General features: G+C 65.1%; 10 protein-coding genes. 8 read left to right on the top strand and 2 right to left on the bottom strand.

Features of this window, described 5'->3' with window-relative positions; translation table 11 throughout:
* Positions 1-9: 9 nt before the first annotated feature.
* Both hrpB and FJ967_RS19075 read right to left on the bottom strand, forming a co-directional pair.
* Entirely contained in the window at positions 10-2,472 is a 2,463-nt protein-coding gene (hrpB, locus tag FJ967_RS19080; RefSeq protein WP_140733368.1) for an ATP-dependent helicase HrpB, read from the bottom strand.
* A gap of 52 nt (positions 2,473-2,524) precedes the next feature.
* On the bottom strand, positions 2,525-3,415 hold the full coding sequence (locus FJ967_RS19075) for a DMT family transporter (RefSeq protein WP_140733367.1): 891 nt from the start codon (positions 3,413-3,415) through the stop codon (positions 2,525-2,527).
* A 26-nt stretch (positions 3,416-3,441) separates the two neighbouring features.
* Here FJ967_RS19075 and FJ967_RS19070 point away from each other — a divergent pair, with 26 nt between their 5' ends.
* The 8 genes from FJ967_RS19070 to FJ967_RS19035 all read left to right on the top strand — a co-directional run bounded on the left by FJ967_RS19070 (position 3,442) and on the right by FJ967_RS19035 (position 11,928).
* Entirely contained in the window at positions 3,442-4,140 is a 699-nt protein-coding gene (locus FJ967_RS19070) for a PIG-L deacetylase family protein (protein ID WP_140733366.1), read from the top strand.
* Between the two features lie 222 nt (positions 4,141-4,362).
* Positions 4,363-5,694, top strand: a complete 1,332-nt coding sequence (locus tag FJ967_RS19065; protein ID WP_140733365.1) for an ABC transporter substrate-binding protein — start codon at positions 4,363-4,365, stop codon at positions 5,692-5,694.
* A gap of 121 nt (positions 5,695-5,815) precedes the next feature.
* Complete coding sequence (locus FJ967_RS19060) at positions 5,816-6,763, top strand: sugar ABC transporter permease (RefSeq protein WP_140733417.1); 948 nt, start codon at positions 5,816-5,818, stop codon at positions 6,761-6,763.
* Entirely contained in the window at positions 6,760-7,710 is a 951-nt protein-coding gene (locus FJ967_RS19055) for a carbohydrate ABC transporter permease (RefSeq protein WP_056569523.1), read from the top strand. Before FJ967_RS19060 ends, FJ967_RS19055 begins: the two co-directional genes overlap by 4 nt.
* A gap of 190 nt (positions 7,711-7,900) precedes the next feature.
* Positions 7,901-8,104: a hypothetical protein gene (locus FJ967_RS19050; protein ID WP_140733364.1), complete on the top strand. Its 204-nt coding sequence runs from the start codon at positions 7,901-7,903 to the stop codon at positions 8,102-8,104.
* A gap of 2 nt (positions 8,105-8,106) precedes the next feature.
* On the top strand, positions 8,107-9,219 hold the full coding sequence (locus FJ967_RS19045) for an ABC transporter ATP-binding protein (protein ID WP_140733363.1): 1,113 nt from the start codon (positions 8,107-8,109) through the stop codon (positions 9,217-9,219).
* The gene (locus tag FJ967_RS19040; RefSeq protein ID WP_140733362.1) at positions 9,212-10,225 is read left to right on the top strand and encodes an ABC transporter ATP-binding protein; all 1,014 of its coding nucleotides are present in this window, start codon (positions 9,212-9,214) and stop codon (positions 10,223-10,225) included. Before FJ967_RS19045 ends, FJ967_RS19040 begins: the two co-directional genes overlap by 8 nt.
* Before the next feature lie 59 nt (positions 10,226-10,284).
* Positions 10,285-11,928, top strand: a complete 1,644-nt coding sequence (locus FJ967_RS19035) for a dihydroxyacetone kinase subunit DhaK (RefSeq protein ID WP_140733361.1) — start codon at positions 10,285-10,287, stop codon at positions 11,926-11,928.
* Positions 11,929-11,968 lie beyond the last annotated feature (40 nt).

The following is an 11,968-nucleotide window of genomic DNA, read 5'->3' as shown; positions in this document are numbered from 1 at the left end:
AGACGAACGCTAGGTCCCGCGCGGTTTTGCGCGGCTGGTTGCGGCGGCAAGCAGAGGGTTTTCCGGCCAGACATGACGGGGATAGCGGCCGCGCATGTCGGTGCGCACCTCGGCCCAGGAGCCGCGCCAGAAACCGGGCAGGTCGCGCGTCGTCTGGATCGGCCGGTGCGCCGGTGACAGGAGTTCGAGCGTCAGCGGCACGGCACCGTTGGCGATCGAAGGATGGTGGTCGAGGCCGAACAGTTCCTGGACACGGACCGCCAGAACAGGCCATTCGCCGTCATAGCGGATCGGTACGCGACTGCCCGAAGGAGCGTCGAAATGCGTCGGCGCCAGCGCGTCGATGCGGCGCTGCAGGTCGTGCGGAACCAAGGCAGCCAGGGCGGCCGATACCACGCCGGGATCGATGGCGGCCAGGGATGCCGCGCCGGAGAGGAACGGCAGCAGCCAATCGTCGAGACGCTCGATGAGCGCTTCATCCGACATGTCGGGCCATGGCGCGCCCAGGCCCTTGTGCAGCCAGGACAGCCGCTGACGCAGCGTTTCGGCCTCCTTGCTCCAGTTAAGCAGAGACAGGCCATGCTCGCGCAGGGCCTCGATAACGGCGCGGTCGGCATCGGCGCCGGCCGGCGCCGGCAGCATGCGTTCGGCGAGCGTGATGGCACCGATTCGTACGGTTTCGCGCACGCGCACGGCGCGCCTGTCGCGGTCGAAACTTGTCTGCCGGCGCGTCTCGATCCTGCCGCCAAGGGCCGAGCGGATATCTTCCTCGCCGATCGCCGCCGCCGCGGTGATGCGTGCATTCTGCGCCTTGCCCTGCAGATCGGCGACGACCAGAAAGGGTTCGCCGGCCAGCGGATCGGCGGCGTCGAGCATGGCGCCTGAGCCGTTGGCGAGCACGAAGCGGCCGCGCTCGCCGCGCGCCTTGGCGACGCGGTCCGGCCAGGCGTGCACAAGCAAGGCACCGGCGGGGATAGCTTCCGCGCCTTTCGCTCCGCCGACCTGGCGCGCCAATCGTTCGGCGAGCTGCCGCGCGGCGATGGCGCGCGGCGACTTTTCGGCGCGAGAACGCGTCAACCGCCGTTCGAGATCGGCGCCGTCGCCGCCCAGTCCACGCTCGGTCAGCAGCACTGCAAGCATGGCCGCCTCGCCTGCGTGACCGCTGCCGGACGCTTCGGCAACCATATGCGCCAACCGCACCGGCAGAGCGAGCTTGCGCATCGCGATGCCGGCTTGGGTCAGGCGCCCCGCCTCGTCGATGGCATCGAGCGCGCGCAAGAGCAGCCTTGCCTCGTTGAGCGCCGGCGCCGGCGGCGGATCGAGGAAAGCGAGCGTCGAGGCATCGGCGACGCCGAAGGCGGCGCAGTCGAGCAGCAGTCCCGACAGGTCCGCCTCAAGGATTTCCGGCGGCGGGAAGGCGGGAAGGGACGCCGTCTGCTCGGCGCGCCACAGCCTGATCGCGACGCCGGCCTGCGTGCGTCCGGCGCGGCCGGCGCGCTGGTTGGCGGAGGCTTTGCTGACGCGCACCGTTTCCAATCTGGTCAGGCCGCTGGCCGGCTCGTAACGCGGCAGCCGCGACAGGCCGGAATCGATGACGACGCGCACGCCGTCTATGGTGATCGAGGTCTCGGCGATCGAGGTGGCCAGCACCACCTTGCGGCGGCCCGCCGGCGATGGCTTGATCGCCGCATCCTGCGCCTTGCCGTCGAGCTGGCCATAGAGCGGCACGATATCGGTGTCGCCGCCGACCTTGCCGGCCAGCCGCTCGGCGGTGCGCTCGATCTCGCGCTGGCCAGGCAGGAAAGCCAGCACACTGCCGCTCTCGTCGGCAAGGGCGGCGCGGACCGCCCTGGCCATGGCGTCCTCGACCGGCACGCCGGCCGGCCGTTCGTCGTATCTGACATCGACCGGAAAGGCGCGGCCTTCGCTTTCGATCACCGGCGCGCCCGACAGGAGCCTGGCGACCCGCGCGCCATCGAGCGTCGCCGACATCACCAGCAACCGCAGGTCCGGCCGCAACGCGCCCTGTATATCGAGGGCGAGAGCGAGGCCGAAATCGCCATCGAGCGAGCGCTCGTGGAATTCGTCGAAAATGACCGCCGATATCCCGGGCAGTTCAGGGTCGTCGAGGATCATGCGCGACAGCACGCCCTCGGTGACGACCAGGATTTTCGTCCGCGCCGAGGTGCGGTTCTCCATGCGCATGGCATAGCCGACCGTGCCGCCGGGCTCCTCGCCCATCAATTCGGCCATGCGCCGCGCAGCGGCGCGGGCGGCGAGCCGGCGCGGTTCGAGCAGAACGATCCGACCGGTTCCCAGCCAGGGCGCCCCGAGCAGCGCCAGCGGCACCAGTGTCGTCTTGCCGGCGCCGGGGGGCGCCACCAGCACGGCGCTGTTGCCATGGCCGAGCGCTTCGCTGAGCGCCGGTAGCACGGCCGTGACCGGAAGCTCAGGCAGGGATCTCGTCGTCATGGCGTCCGCATACCAGCGGTCGCGGTCGCCTTGCAACGTGTATGGCCAGGGATCAAAGCCTGGTTCGCGTAAACGGGTTCCAGCGCACGGTGCCCAGCCTCACCTCCTCGCGCACCATGGTCAGCAGCCCCGAGGCACCGACGACCGCGAGGCCGACAAGCGACAGCCAATCGGGATATTCCTGGAAGAACAGCGCGCCGAGGATGACCGCCCAGACGATCTGCGAATAATGCGTCGGCGCGATCCGGTTGGCGGGCGCGTATTTGGCCGCCAGCAGCTGCATCAATTGCCCGCCGGCAGTGAAGGCGCCGGCCATGGCCAGCCAGACGAACTGCATTGCGTTGGGCAAGGTGAACGACGCCGTGGCGGCACCGACGCCGTTGAACAGCAGACCGTAGCCGACGAGCACGCCGAGCATCGACGTGCGCTTCTCCTGTTGCGCGAGCGAGCGCAGCAGGATGACGCTGGCAGCGGCAAGAAAGGCATTCACGAAAGCGGCCAGATGGCCAAGGTTGAGCTCGCGAAAACCCGGCCGCACCACCAGCATCACACCGATAAAGCCGGCGATCACGGCGAGCCACCGCCAGGGTCCGACCTTTTCCTTCAGGATGACTGTCGACAGGATGGTGACCAGCAAGGGCGCCAGGAAGATCAGCGCATAAACCTCGGCAAGAGGAATGTGGGTGAAGGCGTAGACGCTGAGCACGCCAGACGCGATGCCGGCAAAGGCCCGAGCCTGCACGGCCCATGGCCGCTTCATGCGCCAGAAGTCGCGCCAGCGCTCGTTGGCGGGACGCGAGAAGAACAGGAAGCAGCCGGCAAACAAGGTAGAGAAGAAGCCGATCTCGAAGACGGTGAACTGTCCGCCCAGGCTCTTGATAACGGCATCGCTGCACGAATAGCTTGCGTAAGCGATCAGGGCGAGCAGGATTCCGTTCGGCACGTTTTTCCATTTCCGGGAGAGAAGAGTTGAAGATACTGGCGCTCGGCGCACATCCGGACGACATCGAGATCTTCATGTTCGGTACGATGGCCGCCTATGCCGCGCAAGGCGCAGAACTCATTTTTGCCGTGGCCACCGATGGGGCCAGGGGTGGCAAGAGCGACCCCGCCATCCTGGCTCGCATGCGCCGGGAGGAAGCGATGGCCGCGGCGGCATTGCTTGGAGCGGCGCCGCGCTTCCTCGACTTTCCCGATGGCGGGCTGGTTGCCGATGCCGCGCTGATCGATGCGCTGAAAACCCTGATCCGCGAGACCGCACCGGACCTGGTGATCACGCACGCGCCCGCCGACTATCACGCCGACCACCGCGCGCTGTCGGATGGCGTGCGCATCGCGGCATCGTTCGCCGTCCCTGTGCTTCATGCCGACACGATGGGCGGCACCGGATTTTCGCCGACGCATTATGTCGACATTTCCGCCTACCGGGAGATCAAGACGCGGGCGATCCGCGCGCACCAGTCGCAGATGCCGGAGCAATATGTCGACAGGGCGCGCATTCAGAACGAATTTCGCGCCGGCCAGTGCAACGCCACGCCAGGCTCGCTGGCCGAAGCGTTCCGCTTCGAGCCGACATTTCCGTTCGCCGACATACGCGCGCTGTTGCCGCCCGCGCCGCCGATCAGGCCGGTAAAGCCGAACACGGCTGCCGCCGGTCAAACCGGCTGAGGGCTCTCTCCCGCATTCATTTCCCAACGATTTCAACGAGCCGTTTCGTCATGTTGCGACGCAGCGACGATTTCGCTTGCCTTGTTTAGTAAAAATTGCATCACTAAACAAATTACTAAACATCTGCGGCGCGACGACGCTGCCATGTTTGGGCCTCTGAGGAGAGAGGTTGAGGGCTCTTGAAACCGTCATCCGGACGTGTTTCGCAAATGGGAGGAAGGCATGAAATCGAGTTTGAAACTGGCGTTGGGACTGGCCTCGGCGATCACCGCGTCGACAGCCGTCTCGAACGTCGCGCACGCTGAAGACCTGACGCTGTGCTGGGCCGCCTGGGATCCGGCCAACGCGCTTGTCGAACTGTCCAAGGATTTCACCAAGGAGACCGGCATCGGCATGAAGTTCGAGTTCGTGCCGTGGACGAACTATGCCGACCGTTTCCTCAACGAGCTCAACTCGCATGGCAAGCTGTGCGACCTGATCATCGGCGACAGCCAGTGGATCGGCGGCGCGGCCGAGAACGGCCACTACGTCAAGCTGAACGACTTCTTCGACAAGGAGAAGATCAGCATGGACGACTTCGTGCCGGCGACCGTGGTCGGTTATTCCGAATGGCCGAAGAACACACCCAACTACTGGGCGCTGCCGGCCATGGGCGACGTCGTCGGCTGGACCTACCGCAAGGACTGGTTCTCCAAGCCGGAACTGCAGAAAGAGTTCAAGGAGAAGTATGGCTGGGATCTCGGCCCGCCGACCACTTTCGACCAGTTGAAGCAGATCGCCGAGTTCTTCCAGAAGCGGCAGATCGACGGCAAGACGGTCTATGGCGCCTCGATCTACACCGAGCGCGGCTCGGAAGGCATCACCATGGGCGCCATGGACGTGCTCTACAGCTACGGCTTCCAGTACGAGAACCCGAAGAAGCCCTACGAGATGGAAGGCTTCGTCAATTCGGACAAGGCGGTGAAGGGGCTGGAGTTCTACAAGGCGCTCTATGATTGCTGCACGCCGCCCGGCGCCTCCAACAGCTACATGGGCGAAGGCGTCGACGCCTTCAAATCCGGCCAGGTGGCGATGCACATGAACTTCACCTTCACCTGGCCCGGCCTGCAGAAGGACGAGAATGTCGGCGGCGACAAGATAGGCTACTTCGTCAATCCGAAGGGTCCGGACGGCGACCAGTTCGCGCAGCTCGGCGGCCAGGGCATTTCGGTCGTGTCGTATTCCGACAAGCAGGAAGCGGCGCTGAAATACATCAAGTGGTTCGCCAACAAGGACGTGCAGGCCAAATGGTGGTCGCTCGGCGGCTACTCCTGCCTGAACGCGGTGGTGAAGGACCCGAAATTCCCCGCCAGCCAGCCTTACGCCCAGGCCTTCCTCGACTCGATGGCCATCGTCAAGGACTTCTGGGCCGAGCCCAGCTACGCGCCGCTGCTGCAGGCTTCGCAGAAGCGCTTCCACGATTATGTGGTGGCCGGCCAAGGCTCCGCGAAGGACGCCCTCGACGGCCTGGTCAAGGACTGGACGCAGGTCTTCCAGGACGACGGCAAGCTCTAGTCGGGAAGATTTAAGGCTCCTCCCGAGCCCAACCGCAGCGTCCCGTGCCGCCCTTGGCACGGGACGCAGTTCAGATAAATTCCATCATCGAGACCGACCCGTGACCGAAGCAGGACTGACCATGCTCAATCGGACTGCGGACAATGTTGCCCGGGCGACCCCGGAACCGTTGGCCAAGAAGATCCGGGGCATCAGCGACAAAGGCCTCGCCTGGCTGTTCATCTCGCCGACGATCCTGTTGCTGCTCGCCATCAACATCTTCCCGCTCATCTGGGCGATCTATCTCTCATTCACCAACTACCGGGCCAACCGCCCCAACGAGGTGGTGAAGAATCTCGGCTTTGCCAACTACCAGCGCATTCTCGGCGACCAGGACATCTGGATCGCCATGCAGACCACGGCGCATTTCGTGTTCTGGACCATCCTGTTGCAGACACTGATCGGCTTCACGCTGGCCTGGCTGATCGACCGCAAGTTCCGCGGCCATGCTTTCTGGACGACGCTGATCCTGGTGCCGATGATGCTGTCGCCGGCGGTGGTCGGCAACTTCTGGCGCTTCCTCTACGAGCCGCAGATCGGCCTGTTTTCCTATGTGATCTCGTTCGTGTCGGGCATTCCGCCGACAAGCATCCAGATGCTCTCCAACGTCTCGCTGGCGCCGTGGTCGATCATCATCGTCGATACCTGGATGTGGACGCCCTACGTGATGCTTATCTGTCTCGCCGGCCTGCGCTCCATCCCCGAATACATCTATGAAGCGGCGGAGGTCGACCGCGCTTCCAACTGGCGGCAATTCTGGTCGATCACGCTGCCCATGGCGCTGCCCTTCATCATGCTGGCGGTGCTGTTTCGCGGCATCGAGAACTTCAAGATGTTCGACATGGTCAATCTCCTGACCGGCGGCGGGCCGGGCTCGACCACGGAGGTCGCCTCGATCACGCTGAAGCGGCAGGCTTTCGAAAGCTGGCGCACCGGCTATTCCTCGGCCTTCGCCATCATCCTGTTCGTGGCGGTGTTCGGTCTCGCCAACATCTACGTCAAGGCGCTCAACAAGGTGAAGCAGAGATGAGCCTGACCACAGCCCACTCGGTCGTCGCCCCTTCGGCAAATTCGAAGCGCATCGCCGGCGCCATCATCATCGCCTATGCGCTGATCTCGATCGTGCCGCTGTTGTGGATCTTCGCCACCAGCTTCAAGACGCCGCCGGATTCGATCGCCTATCCGCCCAAGATCGTCTTCCAGCCGAGCATCGAAGGCTACTGCAACCTGTTCACGACGCGCACCAGGCAGACCCCGGAATACATCAACTCGCTGGGGCCTGCGACCGGCTTCTGCGACGAGACGGTGCGCAAGCGCAACATGGTGATAGCGGGGCCGTCCAACTTCCTGCCGCGCTTCGTCAATTCGCTGATCATCGCCTTCGGCTCGACCTTCTGCGCGGTGTTTCTCGGCACGCTGTCGGCCTATGGCTTCTCGCGCTTCAAGGTGCCGCTGGCCGACGATCTCCTGTTCTTCATCCTGTCGACACGCTTCATGCCGCCGATCGCGGTCGCGATTCCCATCTACCTGATGTACCGCGAGCTTGGCCTGTCCGACACCGCGCTCGGCATGATCCTGCTCTATACCGCGGTCAACGTCTCGCTGGCGGTGTGGCTGCTCAAGGGCTTCATCGACGAGATCCCGCGCGAATATGAGGAAGCCGCCATGATCGACGGCTATACGCGGCTGCAGGCCTTCTGGCGTACCGTGCTGCCGCAGGCGACGACCGGCATCGCCGCGACCGCCATCTTCTGCCTGATCTTCGCCTGGAACGAATATGCCTTCGCCGCGCTTTTGACCTCCGGCACGGCGCAGACGGCGCCGCCCTTCATTCCGACCATCATCGGCGAAGGCGGCCAGGACTGGCCGGCGGTGGCGGCCGGCACGACGATCTTCCTGGTTCCGATCCTGGTTTTCACCATCCTGCTTCGCAAGCAATTGCTGCGCGGCATCACCTTCGGCGCGGTGCGCAAATGACGAACAATCCGCAATCATGGACCCAGCGCTGGAGCAGCGTCCCTTCTCCCCGTTTACGGGGAGAAGATGCCGGCAGGCAGATGAGGGGCAGCGCCGACGTCGGCCATAGTCAGGGACGCTTGCGCCGCCCCTCATCCGACCCTTCGGGCCACCTTCTCCCCGTAAACGGGGAGAAGGCAGGAGGTGCCGCATGACACGCCCCGCCATCTCCAGGAAATCATCATGGCCCCGTTGGGCAAGGCGCGGGCTGATGGAAAACATCGCCACCGCGCTGATCGCCATCGGCTTCCTGATGCTGTTCCAGCCCTTCGCGCTGTCGCTCTACACCTATTCCTTCATCACCATGCTCGCGGGCACGGTGATGTTCATCATCGTCTCGAAATTCCCGGAATAGTCATGGCCGAGATCCGCGTCCAACATCTGAGGAAGGCCTTCGGCGATTTCGTCGCCGTACAGGATTCCAACTTCGTCGTCGAGGATGGCGAGTTCTTCGTCATGCTTGGGCCTTCCGGCTGCGGCAAGACGACGACCTTGCGCATGATCGCCGGGCTCGAACTGCCGACCGGCGGCCAGATCCTGCTCGGCGGCGACGACGTCACCATGCTGAGAGCCCGCGAGCGCGACATCGCCTTCGTGTTCCAGCTGTTCGCGCTCTATCCCCACATGAATGTTCGCAAGAACATCGGCTTCCCGCTTTTGGCGCAAGGCATGCCCTCGGCCGAAATCCGCACGCGCGTCGAGGAGACGGCGAAGCTGCTGCGCATCGACCATCTGCTCGACAAATCGGTCTCGGGGCTGGCCGGCGGCGACCGCCAGCGCGTCGCGCTCGGCCGCGCCATCGTAAGGCGGCCGAAATGCTTCCTGATGGACGAGCCGCTGGGAACGCTCGATACCGAATTCCGCGATCTGATGGTGCATGAGCTGCGCGAATTGCACAACCGCATCCGCGCCACCACGGTCTATGTCACGCACGACCAGATGGAGGCCATGTCGATGGCCGACAAGATCGCCGTCATGAACCATGGCGTCATCGAGCAGTTCGGCAGCCCGCGCGAAATCTACGATCGCCCGGCGACCATGTTCGTCGCCGATTTCATCGGCTCGCCGCCGATGAATTTCCTGAAGTTCGGCGGTGGACTTACGAAGGGCTCGAAAGAGATCGTCGTCCAGGGTGCCAAGGTCGCGGTGCCGGAGGTGCGCGAGGACGTCGCCCCGGCCGACATGGCGCTCGGCATCCGCCCGGAACACATCCGCTTCGACGATGCCTCGAAGCTGCGCGGCGCCATCTATGGCACCGAATATCTCGGCACCACGCAGATCGTCGCGGTGGAGACGGCGGATGGCATCATCAAGGCGCGCGTGCCGGCCGAAATCCGGCTCAATGCCGGCGACCATGTCGGCCTCACTCTGAACAGCGCGCGGCTGTCTCTGTTCGAGAAGGGATCCGGGCGCGCGGTGAGGACCGCGATCCACGACACTGCCGCGGAGCGGAGAGCGCAGCATGGCTGACGTCCACATCAAGAACGTGACCAAAAGCTTCGGCGACCATATCGCCGTCGAAGGTCTCGACCTGCATATTGGGGACGGCGAATTCGTCGTGCTGCTTGGACCGACCGGCGCCGGCAAGACGACGACGCTGCGGCTGATCGCCGGACTGGAGCGGCCGGACGCCGGCACGATCGAAATCGGCGGCCATGATGCAACGACGCTGTCGCCGGCCGAGCGCGACACCGCTTTCGTCTTCCAGCAATATTCGCTCTATCCGCATTTGTCGGTGTTCGACAATCTCGCCTTCCCGCTGCGCTCGCCGGCCCGCAAGACACCGGAAGACCAGATCCGCCGACGGGTCGAGGAGGTGGCGAAGATGGTGCGCATCGACCACAAGCTCGCCAACCGCTCGACCAAGCTTTCGGGCGGCGAAATGCAGCGCGTCGCCATTGGCCGGGCGCTTGTGCGCAAGCCGGCAATCTACCTGATGGACGAGCCGCTGTCGTCGCTCGACGCCAAGCTGCGCGCCGATCTGCGGCTTGAATTGAAACGCATTCAGGCCGAACTCGGGGCAACCATGCTCTACGTCACGCATGACCAGATCGAGGCGATGACCATGGCCGACCGCATCGGCATCCTGGCTGATGGCAGGCTGGTGCAGATCGGCACGCCACGCACGATCTATTCGGAGCCGGCCAATCTGCATGTCGCGGCACGGCTCGGCCAGCCGGCGATCAACCTTCTGCCAGCCGGGCTGCTGCCGGATGGCGGGGCTCCCGCCGGCACCAGGACGATCGGCGCGCGTACCGAGCATCTGTCGATCGAGAAGTCGGCAAACGGCCATAGCGACGGCGTCGTCGACTGGGTCGAACATCTCGGCGACCAGAACCATCTGCATGTGACGGTGGGACAGAAGAAACTGGTGACGCTGACCGATCCCGACACCGAACTGGCGCAGGGCGACAAGGTTGTCATCCGCTACCGCTCGCCGCTCTATTTCGGCGCCGACGGGCAAAGATTGATGTGAGCCGTTGCTGGCAGTTCGCGCCTGATGTGACTGACGATTGCGAATACGGGACAAATTCGATGAAGCACTTTTTCAACCGCAGGGAAACCATCGTCACCGAGGCGCTCGACGGTTTGTTGCGGACCATTGGTTCGGGCGATCTGGCGCGCCTCGACGGCTATCCCGAAATCAAGGTCGTGCTGCGCGCCGACTGGGACAGAACCAAGGTCAGTGTCGTCTCCGGCGGCGGCGCCGGGCACGAGCCCTCGCATGCCGGCTTCGTCGGCAAGGGCATGCTGACGGCGGCGGTTTCGGGCGAGATCTTCGCCTCGCCAAGTGTCGAGGCGGTGCTGGCCGGCATCCGCGCGGTCACCGGCCCGGCCGGCTGCCTTCTGATCGTCAAGAACTATACCGGCGACCGGCTCAATTTCGGCCTCGCCGCCGAGAAGGCGCGCGCCGAGGGTCTGCGTGTCGAGATGGTGATCGTCGCCGACGACATCGCCTTGCCCGACATCGCCCAGCCGCGCGGTGTCGCCGGCACGCTGTTCGTGCACAAGATCGCGGGGCATCTGTCGGAAGCCGGCCGCGACCTGTCCGAGATCGCCTCGGCGGCGCGGGCGGCGGCGAAGGACATCGTCTCGCTCGGCATGTCGCTGTCGTCCTGCTCGATCCCAGGCCAGCCGCACGAAGACCGGTTCGGCGAAAACGATGGTGAGCTCGGCCTCGGCATCCATGGCGAGCCCGGCGTGGAGCGCATCGCCGTGCAGAGCGCCGACCGGCTCGTGGCTGTCATGGCGGAGCGCCTGGCGACGCGGCTCGACCCCTCGGCCAGCCATGCCTTGCTGATCAACAATCTCGGCTCGGTGCCGCCGCTCGAAATGTCTGTCGTCGCCAATGCGGTGCTTGCGTCGCCACTGGCCAGGACCGTGAAGCTGACGCTCGGCCCCGGCCCACTGATGACGGCGCTCAACATGAACGGTTTCTCGCTGTCGCTGATCCGGCTCGACGCGGCGCGCGAGGCGGCCTTGCTGGCGCCGGTCGGCCCGCACGCCTGGACCCCGGCAAAGCCGGTTGCCGCACCTGCCCTCGTCCCGATGGCCAAGCCAGCCGGTGAGGCAGCGGCGCGCAAGCCCAGCCAGGACGCAAACGCCAGGCGCCTCATCGCCAGCGTCTGTGAAAGGCTGATCGCGATCGAAGCCGGCCTGAACAACCTCGACGCCAAGGCCGGTGACGGCGACACCGGCTCGACGGTGGCGACCGGCGCCCGCAGCGTGCTGGAGCGGCTGGACGGCCTGCCGCTTGCCGACGCCTCGGCGACGCTCGGTGCGATCGGTGATATTCTGAGCTCGTCCATGGGCGGCTCGAGCGGGGTCCTGCTGTCGATCTTCTTCACGGCGGCATCACAAGCGCTTGCCGGCGGTGCGACCATCTCCAAGGCCCTGCTCGCCGGCCTCGAAAGGATGACCTTCTACGGCGGCGCCGGGATCGGCGACCGCACCATGGTCGATGCATTGGAGCCGGCCTTGAAGGCGCTCGACGCCAACGGTCTGGAGGAAGCGGCGACGGCGGCCCTGCACGGTGCCGACGCCACGGCCGCGATGGAGAAGGCGAAGGCCGGGCGGTCGGCCTATGTCGGCACCAGATTGCTGGGGGTGGTCGACCCAGGCGCCCATGCAGTGGCCGAGGCGTTCGCGGCTGCCGCCGCGCAGCATGCCACGGCCTGACGCATGCTCCAGTTGTCGAACGATCGTTCTTTCGCTACTG

Origin of the sequence: Mesorhizobium sp. B2-3-4 (assembly GCF_006442315.1) — a bacterium.
Lineage (GTDB): Bacteria > Pseudomonadota > Alphaproteobacteria > Rhizobiales > Rhizobiaceae > Mesorhizobium.
Note: the sequence above shows the minus strand (reverse complement) of the source record. Positions and strands in the feature narration are given on the sequence as shown.